Source organism: Actinoplanes lutulentus, assembly GCF_003259845.1.
GTDB classification, from domain to species: domain Bacteria; phylum Actinomycetota; class Actinomycetes; order Mycobacteriales; family Micromonosporaceae; genus Actinoplanes; species Actinoplanes lutulentus.
Genome location: NZ_QLMJ01000004.1, coordinates 440,070 through 456,718 on the forward strand (window position 1 = coordinate 440,070; position 16,649 = coordinate 456,718).

A 16,649-nucleotide genomic window follows, 5' to 3' on the forward strand; every position below is an offset into this window, starting at 1 on the left:
CAAAGTGCAACTGTGGCAGAGCCAGATGCGAGACCACCTGGCAGCCAACCCGAACCTCAAGCGCCTGCTCTACCGCGAGCAGATCGGCGCCGGGAACCTGCCGACCACAGCCACCAAGCCCGAAACGCCGGCCAAGCCGAAGCCCGCCTCGGCACCGAAGTCAGCTCAGGTCAAGAACGCAAAGGCCAGCTATCGCGACCGGCTCAAGACCGCCGCCACCGGCGACCAAGCGCTCAATGCGCCGAAACTCAGCCTGACCCGCCCCAGCAGCGGCCTCACCAGCGACCAGCGCCGTGCTCTGACCGACTACCAGGGCTCAGACTTCCGCCTGATCAACGGCAGGCTGCACGATCAAGCCGCAGGGCTCGACGCGGACGACAACCTGCGGACCACCGAGCAGATCCGGCACCTCGATGCGGCCATGGCCGCATCGACGCTGGACCGCGACGTGGTACTGCACAGAGGGTTCCGCCAGGCCAGTCGGACGTTCGGCGACCGCGCGGCCGGCGACCTGACGGGCGCCGAGTGGACCGAGCCGGCTTACCTGTACACCACGGCAACGAGGACATCACCAAGCACTTTTCCGGGACGCGCCGCGATCCGGTCGTCATGCGGGTCCTGGCATCGCGCGGTACTCACGGGGTCCAGATTTCGGAGGGCCGCGACGAGCGCGGGCACGAGGACGAGGCGGAGATCCTTCTCGCCCGTGGCCGGCGGCTCCGCGTCGTCGCCGACTATGGGATCGTCGGCGGTGTGCGCCGGATCGATGCGGAGGTCATCTCGTGACGGATCGTCCTGACCGCCCCGCCAATGACGAGCGAGAGCGGGAACTGCGCCGCGAGCGCCTGTTCGAGCGGATGGACCCCGGCCCCGTGACCATCGACCGCGAACCTGTCGGCGGGCCAATCCCGCAGCTCACAGACGAGGAACTGCGGGAAGCCGGCCTCGATCGCTAGGCCTTCGGACAGATGTACTTCACGATCACCTTATTGATCTTCTTCGCGGTGGCATCCCCGAATCCGTTCGGGTGATCAGGCGAGCTGAACCGGGTGTTGGTGAACATCAGGACCTTGTCCGGCTCATCCGGGAACGACTTGATGGTCACGCACTGGTCGCGGCCCCGGTCGACGATCCGTTCCGGGTCTCGGTCGTCCAAGATCTCCGGGTTGATCTTCTTCAGCGCGGCCAGGTACTTCGCGACCGTCTCATCGTCGGGGTACGGCGGGATACCAGCTGCCTTTTCAGCCTCAGCGATGGCCGCCGCAGCAACCGACGGGTCAACCGTCGGAGTAGCCGGCACAGCTGGCGCGGATCCTGCGTCGTCGGCGCCGCCACTACCGCAGGCGATCATCATCCCGGCCGCTGCCACCGCAGCCACCACCGCCCATACCTGACGTGCCCGCATTCCCGCTCCTGTCCCCTGTGGAGTGATCACGCGAGCACGGTACGGCGTTGCGGCAAGGCCCGGGACGGACGAACGGTCTGCGGCCAAGGGCCGCCACGACACATCGGAGTACCTGCATGTACCGCACCGCGCACAGCATCGCCCTGGGGCACCAGCCTGAGGACTACCCCGAGCGCCCGGTTGGCACCGGGCGGCTCCGGCGATAGGCCATACCCCCGATCGAGCACCCACGCCGGCGAGTTGAGCCGCGCCGTCCGGCAAGCGCCGGGCTACGCGCGCTGCGGCCTCCCAAGGCCCGCCGACGACGCATGTCCGCGCCGTGGAGCTGACACCGGAACGGCCAAATCGAGCGCTCCGACGCGCTGACAATCCGGCGGGACGGCATCGAGGACGTGCCCAGAGCAACGTCACCCGCGACGATCAAGCACATCCGCGAGCACCTGACGCGCATCATCACCGATAGCTCCACGACAGAGCGCACGTCCACTATGGAACAATTGATAACCGAGATTTGGATCACCGAGAACGACGAGGTCATCCCGGTCTTCAGAGTTCCCGTCCCAGAGGCCGAAACCGCTGACGCGGTTCGCCCCCAGGCGAATACGAGTGGGGCGGGCGGGACTCGAACCCGCGACCGAGGGATTATGAGTCCCCTGCTCTAACCCACTGAGCTACCGCCCCGTACCGGCGGCGATCCTATCCCGTGCCCTGCTCCCACAGCTAGGCGATCTATCACTGCACCAGGGATTTCGGCAGGAGGACGATCTGCCTGGCCGGATCCACCACCATCTCAGGCGGCTGTAGATCCTCTATCCGCGGTAACTCATCGTCGCCCACGCTCGGCTCTCCCGGGCCGTCCTGCGTGGTGAATTCTGCGTAATTCTCCGGGTTGAAATCGCTCATGATGGTCACACCCCTACATGGGCGCCGAGTGCGGACAGTACCGCTCCGGCGGTGCGCCAGCCGCCGGCGAGCGCGCCCTGGATTGACGGGCTGTCGCGATGATCACCCGCTACGAACAGGCCGTCGCCGAGGGCGACCGGCTTTCGGAGGCGGGATTGCGGCACGCGGGCCGCGGGGAGGGCGTACGGCATGCTGATCACTTCGAGCAGCTGCCAGTCGTCGGTGGGCACTCCGTAGATGCGGGACAGCTCGACCCGGATCACCGTCTCGGAGGCGCTGGACGGTGCTGAGACGCCGACGACGGTGGCCGCGATGAGGCTCATGCCGCCGGGTGCGTATTCGGGCGCCGCGTTGCTCATCACGACGGTGTTGGCGATGATTTCGCGCCGGTCGCCGTCGAGGAGCAGGATCGGCTCGTCGATGGGTGCGCGCGGCGCCCCGAAGTAGAAGGTCGTGAGCCCGTGCACGTCGGGTCGCGCGATCCGGCCGCCGAGCAGCTCGGAGGCGTGCAGCGGGTCGGTCGCGACGATGATGGCCCGGCAGTGGATCTCTCCGGCCTCGGTGACGACCATGCCCCGGCCCAGCGACAGCGTGCGGGCACCGATCAGCAGCTGCGGGAACGGCAGCGGCCCGGCGATGGCGGCGGGCAGCGCGGCCATCCCCGCCGAGGGCACACCGAGCCGGCCGCGGGTGAAGGATCGCAGCGTCATCGCGGCGACGTGGCTGGAGGTGTCGAGGCTGCGGTCGCCGAAGACACCGGAGAAGAACGGCCGCAGGACCTCTTCGATCATCCGGTGCGAGAGGCCGGCGTTGCGCAGCATCTCCTGGGTGGTGATCTCCGGCATGTCGAGCAGCTTCGCGGCGGGCACTGTCGCGCACCGGGTCGCGAGTGCGGCGAACTTCAGCCGGTCGGCGAGACTGCCCACGCCGGAGAGCAGGGTCTTCGTGGTGGTGAGTGGCTCGCGCAGCGGGTTTTCCAGGCGATGCAGCGAGCTGCCGCGGCGCACCAGCACACCGGACGTGAAGTACCGCATGTCCAGCGCGTCCACGTCGACGAGCGCGGGCAGCAGCGGATAGGCCGTGTTGATCGTCTGGAACCCTCGATCCAGGTGCCAGCCGTCGATGACGTCGGTGGCGACACGCCCGCCGATCCGATCGCTCGCCTCGACGAGAAGCCATTCGACCCCGGCGCGATCGAGCCTGCGGGCAGCCGCCAGCCCGGCGAGCCCGCCGCCAACGATGACGACGTCCACCTCAACCGGCTGCGACATAACCACCTCACATGCTGCATTCAACGCGGAACTCAGCGTAACCGGGCAGACGTGCCCGAGGAGGCGAAAGGCCAGGCAAGGCAAGACCATCAAGATCAAGAGCCTGCTTGGGTACGCGTAAAGCACGCACCAGTCGGATAACCGTCAGCACACAGGGCCGGGCCTGGGGTTATACAAGAGTGCAGACGACAGAAAACCCCAGGCGAGTGATCGCCTGGGGTGATGTGTGGCTCCCCGAATTGGACTCGAACCAATAACCTGCCGGTTAACAGCCGGCTGCTCTGCCAATTGAGCTATCGGGGATCGTTCCGTTCCTCGCCGCCGGGTTTCCCTGGCAACGGAGAACAGACTACATGACCATCCGGGGTCCTCAGCAACAGGGATACCCACCCCGACAGGGCGACATCCGGGAAACCGGCTGAACGGGAGTATCGCCCCGACAGGATGGGTATGCACCACTCGTAAGACGCACGCGCGTCAACGAACGGAAGGAGCCGCCACCATGCGCGGAAAGCTGATGTTCCTCACGGGTCTCGCGGCAGGCTTCGTCCTGGGCACCCGTGCCGGCCGGGAGAAGTACGAAGAGATCCGGGCCAACGCTCAGAAGATCTGGGAGAACCCCACGGTGCAGGAGGCGGCCGGCGTCGCACAGGCGCAGGCCAACAAGCTGTACACCGAGGGCAAGGACAAGATCCAGGCGTCCAAGCTCGGAGAGAAGCTGAGCACCACCGGCACGACGTCCAGTTCCACGAGCACGACCGACGAGCTGCTGGCCCCCAGCGACTCGCTCGCCGGGTCGAAGGGCACCAGCACCGGTACCACGTACTGAGGTACCGCTAGCCAGTCAAACGTCGCCCGGGCCGCCCCGCACTGTTGCGGGGCGGCCCGGCGGCATTTCACGGCACCAACTACCTCAGCGGGATGAGAAGGCCGCGTCGAACGCGGCCGACGGCGCGTCGAACGCCAGCTTTCGCACGAACTCGAGCGCCTCGGGCGCCCCGACCAGACGGTCCATGCCGGCGTCCTCCCACTCGATGGAGAGCGGCCCCGCGTACCCGATGCTGTTCAGCGCCCGGAAGCAGTCCTCCCAGGGAACGTCGCCGTGCCCGGTGGAGACGAAGTCCCACCCGCGCCGCAGATCCGCCCAGGGCAGGTGCGAGGCAAGCCGCCCGCGCCGCCCGTCGCCGGTGCGTACCTTCGCGTCCTTGCAGTCCACGTGGTAGATCCGGTCCTTGAACTCCAGGATGAACCCGACCGGGTCGAGGTCCTGCCAGACGAAGTGCGACGGATCCCAGTTGAGCCCGAACGCCGGCCGGTTGCCGATCGCCTCCAGTGCCCGCCGGGTCGTCCAGTAGTCGTACGCGATCTCGCTGGGGTGCACCTCGTGCGCGAACCGGACGCTCACCTCGTCGAAGACGTCGAGGATCGGGTTCCAGCGGTCGGCGAAGTCGGCGTACCCACGGTCGATCATCGAGACGGGCACCGGCGGGAACATCGCGACGGTGTGCCAGATCGACGATCCGGTGAAGCCGACGACCGTACGCACACCGAAGCGTGCCGCGGCGCGCGCGGTGTCCTTCATCCGCTCCGCCGCCCGCTGCCGGACGCCTTCCGCCTCGCCGTCGCCCCAGATCGAGGCGGGCAGGATGTCCTGGTGCCGCTCGTCGATCGGGTGGTCGCAGACGGCCTGCCCGACCAGGTGGTTGGAGATCGCGAAGCACTTCAGGTTGTGCTTGGCGAGCTGCTCGTGCTTGCGATCGAGGTAACCATCCTCGTTGAGCGCCCGGTCAACCTCGAAGTGGTCGCCCCAGCAGGCGATCTCCAGACCGTCGTATCCCCACTCCGACGCGAGCCGGCACACCTCCTCGAACGGCAGGTCAGCCCACTGGCCGGTGAAGAGTGTGATGGGTCGTGCCATGGTCCCTCCTCGTGGCTGGTGATGTGGCCACGAGACGTGGCCGCGTTACCGGCCGGCGAGGGAGACCGGCCCACGAGGGCGCGCCACAACAGACGGCGTTTCGATGCCGGAACGGATCTGCGCATCCACCCCGGCCCGCGCGTCGCAGCGGTGCCTCTCCCCGGACTCTACGGCGGCAGCACCGCCCGCGAAAGAGCAAGAAGAGCGGATCAGGGCGCGGTGCAGGGTTGCTGCTCCGGCACCAGGCCGATCGCTGTCAGCTCCTCCAGGACGTACGGGAGATCCGCCGCCCCCGCCGGGGTGTCGACGTCCACGTACTCGGTCCGGGCCGTGTCGGCGGCGAGCAGGTGCCGCAGTATCGGCTGCCAGTCGGAGGCCGGGTCGGTGATCCGGGCCGTTATGACGGAGAGGCCGGCGTCGGTGATCCGGTCGATGCCGGCTTCCGGGTCGGGCCAGTCGCGGATCACGGTGGCGAGGTCGAGGCAGACGCCGAGCCGGTCCTTGTCGACCCGGGTGAGCGCGGCGACCGTCGCCTCCGGGCTGTCCAGCACCAGGCCGGGTCCGGGCTCGAAGCCGCAGCGGACCGCGCGGCCGACTCGCCAGGCGAGGTCGGCCAGCCCGCCGGAGAGGCGGGAGATGTGCCGGGCGCCGGCTTTCTGATGGTTCTCGTCCCACTCGGCGGCCGGCCCGAGGCCGCAGGTGGCTATCGCACCGCGGACCTCCTCGAAAGGCAGCAGGTCGACGAGGATCCGGGCCAGGGCGAGGGTGTGGCGCACCCGGGACGGCGTGCTCCAGTCCCCCGGGCTCCGGGGGTCGCTCTCGACATCATCCGCTGTGGTGTCCTCGCCGCCGCCCTCGGCGTCGGGCACTCCGCTCAGCGTGACGACCTCAAGCCCTTTGGCGTCGAGCTCGGCGCGCAGCCGGGTGCGGGCGCGCCCGTCGTCAGCGAGGGCGGCGGCGAGAGGGTACGAGAGCCGCAGGGCCACACCGAGCAGCCCGGTCCCGAAATGGGTCCGCAGCTCGCCGGCCGCGGCCTCGAGCCGCTCCAGCCCATCTGTCGGCGTCTCCGCGTGGACTAGGCTGATGCCGCAGCTCAGGTGCACGATCCGGCCGGAGGGATGGCGCAGCCGCATCAATTTCCTCCCCGGACGAGGTCTCCCGTGCAGGTGCACGTGCATCCGCTCGTGCTAACGCCTCCAGTATGGACCATCCGGCGACCTGTCTCGGATCGGCCGCTGCCACGCCACCGGGTTGTCATCGTCGCCTCCATCCGTGGAATGCATGTCCTCGGATACGAGACTGCGTCACATGACGGATCACCGGCACACCGGCCGTGCGACATCCTGACCGGCCACAACATGATCTAAAACAGACCAGTAAATTTACCGACGCCAATGCCTCCGACCCGGGTGACCAGCGAGTAGCTTTTGTTGTCACGCACCGGAAGGGCATAGTCGGACAGCCGTATTGTTCATACTCTGAACAAACGGACATGCAACGACCGGCTGCTCGTGCGTTCGGCGCGTGCCACGCGCCGGTGCGGATGCACAGGGGATCCCCGTACACCCGCACCGCCCGTCGCGGACGGCCGGCGCGGGGCGCAGCCACGCCGTCCCTCGCCGCCCCCGACGGGACGTCATCGGCTCTGAGCAGCCGTTACCTCTCAGCCCTGCACGGGCTCCAGGACGGTCTCCACCTCGGCCCAGGAGCCGTCGGCGGCAGACCGCTCGACCGCATCCAGAACCAGCTGAACCTGCAGCGCGTCGGTGAACGACGGCGCCGGCGGCCGCCCCGCCGCGATGTCCTCGATCAGGTCACGGACCTCATGGGTGAACGAGTGTTCGTACCCGATCGCGTGGCCCGGCGGCCACCAGGCGGCCAGGTACGGGTGCTCCGGCTCGGTGACCAGGATCCGGGTGAAGCCCTGCTCGGTGCTCTCCCGGGTGCCGTCGTAGAACTCCAGTTCGTTCATCCGCTCGAAGTCGAAAGCGAGCGAGCCGAGCGCGCCGTTGAGCTCGACTCGCAACGCGTTCTTACGGCCGGTGGCGAACCGCGTCGCCTCGTACGTGGCGACCGCTCCCCCGTCCAGCCGGGCCAGGAAGAGTGCGGCGTCGTCGACCGTCACGTCCCCGAACAGGGTGCCGTTGGCGGACGCCGCCAGACCCGACGACTCCGACGGCAGTGGGCGGGATCGGACGAACGTCTCGGTCAGCGCCGACACCGCGCTGATCGACTGCCCGGTGACGAACTGGGTGAGGTCGACGATGTGCGCGCCGATGTCACCCAGCGCCCCGGAACCGGCGATCTCCTTGCGCAACCGCCAGACCAGGGGGAACTCCGGATCAACGATCCAGTCCTGGAGGTATTGCGCCCGGACGTGCCGGATCGCACCGATCCGTCCGGACGCCACCAGGTCCCGCATCAACGCGACAGCCGGGACCCTGCGGTAGTTGTAGCCGCACATTGCGCGTACCCCATGGGTCTGGGCTTGGGCCGCGGCCGCGGCCATCTCTCTCGCCTCGGCCACCGAGTTGGCCAGGGGTTTTTCGCAGAGAACGTGCTTGCCGGCGGCGAGCGCCGCGAGCGCGATCTCGGCGTGGGTGTCACCCGGCGTGCAGATGTCGACCAGATCGATCTCGTCGCTCTCCACCAGGGCACGCCAGTCGGTGGTGTGGTTCTCCCAGCCCAGGCGCACGGCGGCGCGTGCCACCTGGTCCGTGGAGCGGCCGCACACCACCGACATCCGCGCCCGCAAGGGCAGATCGAAAGCGTGGTTGACGGTTCGCCAGGCCTGCGAGTGCGCGGCCCCCATGAACGCGTAGCCGACCATGCCGACTCGCAGGTCCTGCGACATGCTGCCCCCTCTTAGAACCCGAGCTTGGCGTACTGTGCGGCGTTCTCCTTGGTGATCGTCTCGGAGGCGAGCGTGATCTCCTTCGGCACCTGGAGCTCCACCAGGTCACTCATGCCCTTGCCCTGGGCGATCAACCGCGCCAGGGAGATCGCCGAGGAGGCCATCGAGGGGCTGTAGGTGACCGTCGCCTTGAGCACGGTGTCGTCCGCCGTGATCGCGTCGATGGCGGACTTGGCGCCGGCGCCGCCGACCATGAAGAACTCGCTGCGGTTCGCCTGCTTGATCGCGGCGAGTACGCCGACGCCCTGGTCGTCGTCGTGGTTCCAGAGGGCATCCATCTTGGGCAGCGCCTGGAGCAGGTCGGTCGCCGCTTTCTGGCCGCCGTCGATGGTGAAGTCGGCGGGGCGGCGGTTGGCGACCTTGAAGCCGTAGACGGCGAGCGCGGTGTTGAAGCCGTCAGACCGTTCCTGGGTCAGCTCCAGCGAGTCGATGCCCGGGATCTCGCCGATGATCGGGTTGCTGACGCCCTTGGCCTTGAGCTGCTCGCCGATGTACGACCCGGCGGCCAGCCCCATCCCGAAGTTGTCACCCTTGATCTGGAGCCGGTACGCGTCCCGCGAGGGGAACGCCCGGTCCAGGTTGACCACCGGGATGCCGGCCCGCATGGCTTCCTCGGCGGCCGAGTTCAGCTCCTTGCCGTCGTGCGGCAGCATCACGATGATCGTCGGCTTCTCGGCGATCATCGTGGCGAGTGCCGCACGCTGGGCCGCCGCGTCCGAGCCGGCCTCGGTGACCTTGAGCTCGACGTCGGAGTACTGCTGAGCCTGTGCCTTGGCGTTGTTGGTGATCGCGGCGATCCAGCCGTGGTCGGCGGCCGGAGCGGTGAAGCCGATCACCACCTTGTCGCCGGGCGCCGCGTTCGCGTCGCCGCTGTTCTGGTTGACCTGAGCAGGGGTACCGGTGTCGTTGCTGGTGCAGGCGGTGAGCAGGGCGCCGGCGCCGACGGCAGCGCCGCCGAACAGAACGCGCCTACGGGACAATGAGGACATTATTGCTCCCGTCATCGTTTGAATAGCTGCGTGAGCGACTGATAGCGGAACTGCTGGACCAAGACCGCGGCGACGATGATGCCGCCCTTGACCATGTTCTGAACTTCGGTGGAGAGGTTGTTGATCGCGAACAGGTTGGTGATGGTGGAGAACACCAGCACCCCGAAAAGGGCGCCGACGATGGTTCCGCGGCCGCCGCTGAGCAGCGTGCCGCCGATGATGGCCGCGGCGATCGCATCGAGCTCGTACAGGTTCGCCATCGCGGCCTGCGCGCTGGTCGCCTGCGAGGTCAGCATGATCGCGGCGATGCCGCAGCAGAGGCCGGAGAGCATGTAGAGCAGCAGGGTCTGCCGCTTCACGTTGATGCCGGCCAGCCGTGCGGCCTCCGGGTTGCCGCCGACGGCGACCGATCGGCGGCCGAACGTCGTGCGGTTGAGCAGCACCCAGCCGGCAGCGACCACCGCGGCCAGGATGATCACGAGCAGCGGGATCCCGACGATCTTCGTGGTGGCGATGCCGTTGATCACCGAGCTCTCGGAGATCTGGGTCTGCTTGCCGGAGATCTGCGCGGCGAGGCCCCGGGCCGCCACCAGCATGGCAAGCGTCGCGATGAAGGGAACAAGCCTTCCGTACGCGATGAGGACCCCGTTGACCAGGCCGACACCGAGACCGACGGCGAGAGCCGTGAAGATCATGCCGACGGCGCCGAAGCTCTGCGTCGCGACAGTGGTGCACCAGACCGCCGCGAGCGCGATGATCGCCCCGACCGACAGATCGATGCCGCCGCCGATGATCACGAAGGTCATCCCGACCGTCACGACACCGATCGCCGACGCCTGCTGAAGAATCGTCAGGAAGTTGTTCCGTACCCAGGTCGGGTCGCTGTACAGCTCCGGCCTGGTGATGATTCCGATGATCACCAGAATCACCAGGACGGCGACCAGTCCCAGGTTGCGAATCGTGCCCTCGTCGAGGCGGCGGCGCTCGCGGCCGGCTCGCGTCTCGGCGGGTGCCGTTTCAGTTGTCACGCCGGCTCTCCTTCCAGAAGCGACCCCGCCATCACGAGGTTGAGAACGGTGTCTTCTTCGAGCTCCCCGGCCGGGGCCTCGTGGATCAAGCGGCCTTCACGCATCACCAGCACCCGGTCGGCCAGACCGAGCACCTCGGGAACCTCGCTGGAGACCAGCAGCACACCCACACCGCTCGCGGCGAGGTCCCGGATCACCTGATAGAGCTCCGCCCGGGCGCCCACGTCCACGCCACGGGTCGGTTCGTCGAGCAGCAGCAACCTGGTGCCACCGAGCAGCCAGCGGCCCACCACGACCTTCTGCTGGTTGCCGCCGGAGAGTGTCCGGATCGGACGGATCACGTCGCGCGGGCGCAGCTCCAGCTGATCCGCGGTCCGCATGGCCGCCGCCCGCTCCCCGCCGGTGTTGGTGAAACCCACCCGGGCGAACTTGGCGAACGACGCGAGCGTCATGTTCTTGTAGACCGGCTCGTCCAGCAGCAGCGCCTGACTCTTGCGCTCCTCCGGGGCCATGCCCATGCCGGCCCGGACCGCGCCGCCCACCCCGCGGATCGTCTTGCCCTCGACCGTGACGGAGCCGGAATCCGGCCGGCGAGCGCCGAAGATCGTCTCCAGCAGCTCGGACCGGCCGGACCCGACCAGCCCGGCAACCCCCACGATCTCGCCGGGGCGGACCGTCAGGCTCACCTCGGCGAACTCGCCGGACCTGGTCAGGTTCTCCACGACCAGCAGCGGATTGTCACCCGGGCTGCCTTCGCGGGGCGGGAAGACGTACTCGATGGAACGGCCGGTCATCCGGCCGACCAGCTCCTTGGTCGGTGTGGTGCGGGCCGGCAGGTTCGCCGCGGTGGTCCGGCCGTCCTTCAGCACGGTCACCCGGTCGCCGATCTCGCGGATCTCGTCGAGCCGGTGCGAGATGTAGATGACCGCGATCCCGTGCGACGTCAGCTCCCGGATGATCCGGAACAGGTTCGCCACCTCGTCGTGGGCCAGCACCGCGCTCGGCTCGTCCATCACGATCAGGCGGGCGTCGTGCGACAACGCGCGGGCCATGCTCACCACCTGCTTGGCGGCGGCGGGCAGGCTGTGGACCATCCGGCGCGGTGAGATCTCCCCGTGCCCCAACCGGCCCAAGATCTCTTTGGTACGCGACGCCGTGACCCGTCGCCGGGTGAACCCGGCCCGGCTCGGCTCGTGCCCGAGGAAGGCATTTTCCGCCACAGACAGGTCGTCCACCAGATCGAGCTCCTGGTAGATCGTGGCGATGCCGGCCCGCATCGCGGCCTGCGGCGTGGGCGGCGCGAACGGCTCGCCCAGCCAGGTGACCTCGCCGGCGTCGGCGTGGTGCACACCGGCCAGCACCTTGATCAGGGTGGATTTGCCGGCGCCGTTCTGCCCGAGCAGGCAGTGCACCTCGCCGGCCCGGACCTCGAGCTGGACGCCGTCGAGGGCACGCACCCCGGGGAAGACCTTGACCACGTCGGTCAGCCGGAGAACGACAGGGTGTTCCTGCTCCTTCTGCTGATCCGGGGCGGTCATGACGCCTGCTCGAAGAGCGCGTCGCTGGCCAGCACGGTCGCGCCGGTGACGCCGGCCCGGCTGCCCAGCTCGGAGAGGACCACCGGCAGGTTGCCGGTGGCGAGTGGCAGCGACCGGCGGTAGACCACGCTGCGGATCTCGGCGAGCAGCACGTGGCCGAGCTGCGCCAACCCGCCCCCGATGACGATCATCGACGGATTGGCGAACGAGACCAGGGTCGCGAGCACACTGCCCACCCGGCGGCCGCCGTCGCGGATGAGCCGGATGCAGGTGATGTCACCCTCGGCGGCGCCGATCGCGACGTCCCGGGCCGTGAGCGTGGCCCCGCCGGATGCCGCGCCGCCTAGTGCCTCCAGGCGGGCGGCCAGTGCGGGTGACTCCCCCGACCGGGCTGCCGCCAGGGCGTCCCGCGCCAGCGCCGCGCCGCCGAAGAGAGCCTCCAGGCAGCCGGTGTTGCCGCAGGAACAGGCCGGGCCGTGCGACTCGACCTGGATGTGCCCGATGTCGCCGGCACAACCGTCGACACCCCGGAAGACGCCGCCGTTGAGATGGATGCCGCAGCCGACACCCGTACCGATCTTGACGAACAGGAAGTCGTCGACGGAGTGGGCGACGCCGCCGTGCCGCTCCCCGATCGCCATGATGTTGACGTCGTTGTCGACCACGGCGGGGCAGCCGTACTCCTGGGTGAGCAGTTCACGGACCGGGTACCGATCCCAGCCCGGCATGATCGGCGGGGAGACCGGCACACCGTCGCGGAAACTGACCGGGCCCGGCACGCCGATGCCCACCGCGTCCAGACGGTCGTAGACGCCGTCGGTCCGCGCTTTCGCCAGGAGCTCGTTGACCCGCAGCAGGATCGCTCGCGGCCCGGAGCGGATGTCAGCCGCCTCCTGGTACGCCGCGAGTGGCTCCAGCCGCCCGTTTGTCACCTCCACATTGATCGAGGTGGCGCCCAGGTCGACAGCGGCGAACCGCAGCCGTGGGTGCAGCTCGACCAGCGTCGAGCGCCGGCCGCCCCGGGAGGCCGCCATCCCGGCTTCGACGATCATCTCGGCGGCGACGAGGCGCTCGACCTCGGCCAGCAGACGGGGCCGGCTCAGCTCCAGGCGGTCACCGAGCTCGGCACGGGACACCGGGCCCTGGTCGCGGAGCAGCCGCAGAAGTCGCAGGTGAGGAGCCGCAGGCTGGTACACGTACACCTCCGTTAACAGCGTGTTACGCGGGTCACACTAGGGCGGTTCCGCCACATCGAGCCATACCTTTTTCTTGATCAACACAAACTTTTGCAAATCCTGGCGAAAGTTGGGTCTCGTGATCGACAAGTGACAATCAGCGGAGTCAGTGATGCGGCGGGAGCGTGCCGCTTACGGGTGGCTCGGGTTAGCGTCGGCGAACACGGGGAACTGTCCTGGCACGGCCGTTGTCGCACGTCGCAGCTGGGTTCTCGAACGTCGCAGCTGGGGTGAGCGACCACGAGCCATCGGTTCGGCACCCCGAAGGAGGTCCTCGATGAAACTTCGCCCCACCAAGGACGAGCAGTCCACCGACAACGAGAGCACCGAGGCCCGTGATCGGGGAGCGGCCGACTACGACGTTTCCGCCGCCACGAGCACCAGGACCGCCGAGGACAAGGGCACCGAGATCAACGCGCCCGGACCCGACGCCGGCCCGGACAAGCCCACCCAGCTGCGCGTGAAGGGCGTCTTCGCCGCGGTGAAGCGGACCTTCAAGCAGTTCTCCGAGGACAACGTCTCGGACTGGGCGGCGGCACTCACCTATTACGGCGTGCTGTCGATCTTCCCCGGCCTGCTGGTGATCGTCTCGCTGCTGGGCCTGCTCGGCTCGGACGGCCAGACGACGGTGCGGGACGCGGTCAGCCAGCTGGCGCCCAACCAGGAGCTACGTGACCTCGTCGAGACCGTGCTCACCCAGGTCAAGGGCACCGGCAAGGCCGGCCTCGCCGCCATCATCGGTGTCGTCGTCGCCTTCTGGTCCGCGTCCGGGTACATCGCGGCGTTCATGCGGGCCTCGAACGCGATCTACGACGTGCCGGAAGGCCGGCCGATCTGGAAGACCCTGCCGATCCGGGTGGGCGTGACAGCAGTCGTCGGCATCATGCTGATCGCCTCGGCCGCCATCGTCATCTTCACCGGTGACCTCGCACAGATCGTCGGCGAGAAGATCGGCCTCGGCGGTGTCGCCGTCACCACCTGGAACATCGTCAAGTGGCCGGTGCTGATCATGCTGATCAGCCTGATGTTCGCGGTGCTGTACTGGGCCTCGCCGAACGCCAAGACCGGCGGTTTCCGCTGGGTGAGCCCCGGCGGCATCTTCGCGGTGCTGCTCTGGGTGATCGCCTCCGCCGCGTTCGCGATCTACCTGGCCAACTTCGCGAACTACAACGCGACGTACGGCACGCTCGGCGGTGTCATCGCCTTCCTAGTCTGGCTCTGGATCTCCAACATCGCGATCCTGCTGGGCGCGGAGCTCGACGCCGAGCTGGAACGCGGCCGGGCCATCGCAGCCGGCCACCCGGCCGACGACGAGCCGTTCCTCCAGCTGCGCGACACCCGCAAGCTCAAGAAGGGCAGCGAGCAGGGCCTGGGCGAACACTGACCCACAGCTCGACCGCCGCCGCTTCAACCCTTTCCACGGGGTTGGGGCGGCGGTTGCCGTCTCCCCCACGCAATCTTGGAGCGCCCCGCCCCATAGTGCGGGGTCAATACTTCGCCTAGTGCGGGCGCGGCTTGCCAAGATCGCGCAGCGGCCGGGCGCTCAGCACACCCCTCCTCATCCGGTCACACCTGCGACTCGGGTGCAAGGACGGCCGGAGGGTTTGACCTGGTGAGTTCGCGGCTGACAGGGCGGCGCAACCTCACAAGATCCGCGAGCGACCACCGGTGCAGCCGCCCAATGACCAGACAGGCGCCGGTAGCCCCGCGTCGCGACTGCCCACTCATCCACTCGACGGCTCGCCCGCTCACCCGTCCGCCCGCCCGTCCGTCCGTTCGCCCGTCCGTCCGCTCGCCCGTCCGTCCGTCCGCTCGACCGCTCGACCGCTCGTCCGCTCGTCCGCTCGTCCGCTCGTCCGCTCGTCCGCTCGTCCGCGATCTTGGCAAATTTCGGTCGTTGGATTTTTGCCATTTGCGGGTCGGCCCGGTCTCGACGCGGGCCCACGTAACGGCTCGGCAGCGGAGATGGAGTCCCACCGAGCGCGTGCGTGATCCCCTGTCTCGGCCCTGGCGGTGATGAAGTCGCACAGTGTCGTTGCGTGCGACCTCATCCCCGCAAACCGTCCGTTGCGTGCGACCTCATCCCCGGACCGTCCGTTGCGTGCGACCTCATCCCCGCGAGCCGCGTCGGATTCGCCGGCTCACAGTCGCTTGATCGGCCGGCTCCGACCGAACCGGCCCCCGCGGTGAGCCTGCGCACACGACCCACGTCACGGATGGTGATGACCTGTGGAAATGGCAGGCATGTTTGTGGAGACCTGTGGGTGCTCAGCCCCCAGCAAGTCTCCAAGAACGCCTCGAAAAGCAGTCAGCCACCGCACATCCATCACCATGCGTAACGACGGCACGGCGGCAACGCCCAGTGCCCCGAAATGGCGAACTCAAGCACCCGAAACCCTCCAAGATCGCGCAAGGGCGGGCGCGGAAACAGCAGCGCGGAGGCCAGCACCCGCGGAGGCCAGCACCCGCGGGGGCCAGCACCCGCGGAGGCCAGCACCCGCGGAAACGACAGCGCGGAGGCCGACATGCGCAACGAGAAAAGGCGGCGGGCAGGGCGGCCTCCCCCGGGCAGCAAGTGAAATCGGCGCCCAGGGGCAACACGTCAAAACGACGCGTCGGGACCGCACGCTGCGGTGGCGGGCCGGGCCGGCGCGAGAACGGCAGCGGGTGTTACTTGCAGAGCAGCTTGTTCATCCGGCGGCCGGCCACGGTCAGGCAGAGCGCCATCAGCGCGAGCAGGTAAAGCACGTCGAGCACCTGCACCCACCCGACCGTGCCAGTCGTGATGCCGCGGACCAGGTCGACCGCCCGATAGAGCGGCGACGCCTCGACCACCCAGCGCACCACCTCCGGGTACGCCGTAGCGGGCACGAACGTCCCGGAGAACAGGAAGAGCGCGAACTGCGCCGACCCGATCAGATCGAAGTCCTGCCAGCTGCGGATCAGCGTGGCCGTGGCCATGCCGGCCGCACCGAACGCGAAGCCGGTCAGAACCGTGGCCGGGAACGCGGCGAGTGCCCGCAGCGGCGTCGTCAGGTCCATCAGCACCATGATCACCAGGAACGCCGCCGAGTACAGGCTGCCGCGGATCATCGCCCAGGTCAGCTCGCCCAGCGCGATCTCGATGGGCCGGATCGGCGTGGCGAGCATGCCGTCGTACAGCCGCATGAACTTCATCTTGCCGAAGAAGTTGAAGGTGGTCTCGGCGAGCGCCCCGCTCATCGCCGACGACGCGAGCATCGCCGGGGCCACGAAGGCCGCGTAACCCACCACCTCGCCGCCGGGCAGGGTGATGTCGCCGATCAGCGCGCCCACCCCGACGCCGATCGAGAAGAGGTAGAGCACCGGCTCGAGGAAGCCCCCGAGCATCACCAACCAGTACGCCGAACCGAGCGCCGTCACGTTGCGAGCGGTCACCGACGACGTCCGCCGAAGGGAAACCATCGTC

Annotated in this window: 15 protein-coding genes and 2 tRNA genes; 4 read left to right on the top strand and 13 right to left on the bottom strand. The window is 68.5% G+C overall.

Annotation, left to right across the window (positions count from 1 at the left end; translation table 11 throughout):
* Positions 1 to 25: 25 nt before the first annotated feature.
* Together B0I29_RS46635 and B0I29_RS45710 are read left to right on the top strand one after the other, a co-directional pair.
* Entirely contained in the window at positions 26 to 799 is a 774-nt protein-coding gene (locus tag B0I29_RS46635; protein ID WP_245972490.1) for an ADP-ribosyltransferase, read from the top strand.
* Positions 783 to 956 carry a hypothetical protein gene (locus tag B0I29_RS45710; RefSeq protein WP_181557779.1) on the top strand — a complete coding sequence of 58 codons (174 nt, stop codon included), beginning with the start codon at positions 783 to 785 and terminating at the stop codon, positions 954 to 956. Before B0I29_RS46635 ends, B0I29_RS45710 begins: the two co-directional genes overlap by 17 nt.
* On the opposite strand, the gene B0I29_RS12340 is transcribed toward B0I29_RS45710, so the two are convergent.
* The 5 genes from B0I29_RS12340 to B0I29_RS12365 all read right to left on the bottom strand — a co-directional run bounded on the left by B0I29_RS12340 (position 953) and on the right by B0I29_RS12365 (position 3,882).
* The gene (locus tag B0I29_RS12340; RefSeq protein WP_111649042.1) at positions 953 to 1,405 is read right to left on the bottom strand and encodes a hypothetical protein; all 453 of its coding nucleotides are present in this window, start codon (positions 1,403 to 1,405) and stop codon (positions 953 to 955) included. The genes B0I29_RS45710 and B0I29_RS12340 overlap by 4 nt on opposite strands.
* Before the next feature lie 607 nt (positions 1,406 to 2,012).
* A tRNA-Ile gene (locus B0I29_RS12350) sits at positions 2,013 to 2,086 on the bottom strand.
* Positions 2,087 to 2,137: 51 nt separating this feature from the next.
* Positions 2,138 to 2,308, bottom strand: a complete 171-nt coding sequence (locus B0I29_RS45715) for a hypothetical protein (RefSeq protein ID WP_181557780.1) — start codon at positions 2,306 to 2,308, stop codon at positions 2,138 to 2,140.
* A 5-nt stretch (positions 2,309 to 2,313) separates the two neighbouring features.
* A complete protein-coding gene (locus tag B0I29_RS12360) occupies positions 2,314 to 3,579 on the bottom strand; it encodes an NAD(P)/FAD-dependent oxidoreductase (protein ID WP_111649045.1) in 1,266 nt (421 codons plus the stop codon).
* Positions 3,580 to 3,806: 227 nt separating this feature from the next.
* Positions 3,807 to 3,882, bottom strand: a tRNA-Asn gene (locus tag B0I29_RS12365).
* Between the two features lie 199 nt (positions 3,883 to 4,081).
* Here B0I29_RS12365 and B0I29_RS12370 point away from each other — a divergent pair.
* Positions 4,082 to 4,408 carry a hypothetical protein gene (locus B0I29_RS12370; RefSeq protein WP_111649046.1) on the top strand — a complete coding sequence of 109 codons (327 nt, stop codon included), beginning with the start codon at positions 4,082 to 4,084 and terminating at the stop codon, positions 4,406 to 4,408.
* A gap of 84 nt (positions 4,409 to 4,492) precedes the next feature.
* Here the strand turns inward: B0I29_RS12370 and B0I29_RS12375 are convergent, their stop codons facing one another.
* From B0I29_RS12375 to B0I29_RS12405, 7 genes are all read right to left on the bottom strand, one after another.
* A complete protein-coding gene (locus B0I29_RS12375) occupies positions 4,493 to 5,497 on the bottom strand; it encodes a sugar phosphate isomerase/epimerase family protein (protein WP_111649047.1) in 1,005 nt (334 codons plus the stop codon).
* Positions 5,498 to 5,706: 209 nt separating this feature from the next.
* Entirely contained in the window at positions 5,707 to 6,630 is a 924-nt protein-coding gene (locus tag B0I29_RS12380; protein ID WP_111649048.1) for an apurinic/apyrimidinic endonuclease family protein, read from the bottom strand.
* Positions 6,631 to 7,160: 530 nt separating this feature from the next.
* Positions 7,161 to 8,351: a Gfo/Idh/MocA family protein gene (locus B0I29_RS12385; RefSeq protein WP_111649049.1), complete on the bottom strand. Its 1,191-nt coding sequence runs from the start codon at positions 8,349 to 8,351 to the stop codon at positions 7,161 to 7,163.
* A gap of 11 nt (positions 8,352 to 8,362) precedes the next feature.
* Positions 8,363 to 9,400, bottom strand: coding sequence for a substrate-binding domain-containing protein (locus tag B0I29_RS12390; RefSeq protein ID WP_111649050.1), 1,038 nt, complete (start codon positions 9,398 to 9,400; stop codon positions 8,363 to 8,365).
* 11 nt (positions 9,401 to 9,411) lie between these two features.
* Positions 9,412 to 10,428: an ABC transporter permease gene (locus B0I29_RS12395; RefSeq protein ID WP_111649051.1), complete on the bottom strand. Its 1,017-nt coding sequence runs from the start codon at positions 10,426 to 10,428 to the stop codon at positions 9,412 to 9,414.
* Positions 10,425 to 11,966: a sugar ABC transporter ATP-binding protein gene (locus tag B0I29_RS12400; protein ID WP_111649052.1), complete on the bottom strand. Its 1,542-nt coding sequence runs from the start codon at positions 11,964 to 11,966 to the stop codon at positions 10,425 to 10,427. Before B0I29_RS12400 ends, B0I29_RS12395 begins: the two co-directional genes overlap by 4 nt.
* On the bottom strand, positions 11,963 to 13,168 hold the full coding sequence (locus B0I29_RS12405; RefSeq protein ID WP_111649053.1) for an ROK family protein: 1,206 nt from the start codon (positions 13,166 to 13,168) through the stop codon (positions 11,963 to 11,965). The genes B0I29_RS12400 and B0I29_RS12405 overlap by 4 nt, the downstream gene beginning before the upstream one ends.
* Before the next feature lie 310 nt (positions 13,169 to 13,478).
* On the opposite strand from B0I29_RS12405, the gene B0I29_RS12410 reads away from it, so the two are divergent.
* Entirely contained in the window at positions 13,479 to 14,585 is a 1,107-nt protein-coding gene (locus B0I29_RS12410; protein ID WP_111649054.1) for a YihY/virulence factor BrkB family protein, read from the top strand.
* A gap of 1,286 nt (positions 14,586 to 15,871) precedes the next feature.
* Here the strand turns inward: B0I29_RS12410 and B0I29_RS12415 are convergent.
* Positions 15,872 to 16,645 carry an ABC transporter permease gene (locus tag B0I29_RS12415; protein ID WP_111649182.1) on the bottom strand — a complete coding sequence of 258 codons (774 nt, stop codon included), beginning with the start codon at positions 16,643 to 16,645 and terminating at the stop codon, positions 15,872 to 15,874.
* Positions 16,646 to 16,649: the final 4 nt, after the last annotated feature.

Excerpts from the sequence above, each read along its gene's own strand:
- B0I29_RS46635 (WP_245972490.1), top strand. The coding sequence starts at position 26 with ATGCGAGACCACCTGGCAGCCAACCCGAACCTCAAGCGCCTGCTCTAC.
- B0I29_RS12340 (WP_111649042.1), bottom strand. The coding sequence starts at position 1,405 with ATGCGGGCACGTCAGGTATGGGCGGTGGTGGCTGCGGTGGCAGCGGCC.
- B0I29_RS45715 (WP_181557780.1), bottom strand. The coding sequence starts at position 2,308 with ATGAGCGATTTCAACCCGGAGAATTACGCAGAATTCACCACGCAGGAC.
- B0I29_RS12360 (WP_111649045.1), bottom strand. The coding sequence starts at position 3,579 with ATGTCGCAGCCGGTTGAGGTGGACGTCGTCATCGTTGGCGGCGGGCTC.
- B0I29_RS12370 (WP_111649046.1), top strand. The coding sequence starts at position 4,082 with ATGCGCGGAAAGCTGATGTTCCTCACGGGTCTCGCGGCAGGCTTCGTC.
- B0I29_RS12375 (WP_111649047.1), bottom strand. The coding sequence starts at position 5,497 with ATGGCACGACCCATCACACTCTTCACCGGCCAGTGGGCTGACCTGCCG.
- B0I29_RS12380 (WP_111649048.1), bottom strand. The coding sequence starts at position 6,630 with ATGCGGCTGCGCCATCCCTCCGGCCGGATCGTGCACCTGAGCTGCGGC.
- B0I29_RS12385 (WP_111649049.1), bottom strand. The coding sequence starts at position 8,351 with ATGTCGCAGGACCTGCGAGTCGGCATGGTCGGCTACGCGTTCATGGGG.
- B0I29_RS12390 (WP_111649050.1), bottom strand. The coding sequence starts at position 9,400 with ATGTCCTCATTGTCCCGTAGGCGCGTTCTGTTCGGCGGCGCTGCCGTC.
- B0I29_RS12400 (WP_111649052.1), bottom strand. The coding sequence starts at position 11,966 with ATGACCGCCCCGGATCAGCAGAAGGAGCAGGAACACCCTGTCGTTCTC.
- B0I29_RS12410 (WP_111649054.1), top strand. The coding sequence starts at position 13,479 with ATGAAACTTCGCCCCACCAAGGACGAGCAGTCCACCGACAACGAGAGC.
- B0I29_RS12415 (WP_111649182.1), bottom strand. The coding sequence starts at position 16,645 with ATGGTTTCCCTTCGGCGGACGTCGTCGGTGACCGCTCGCAACGTGACG.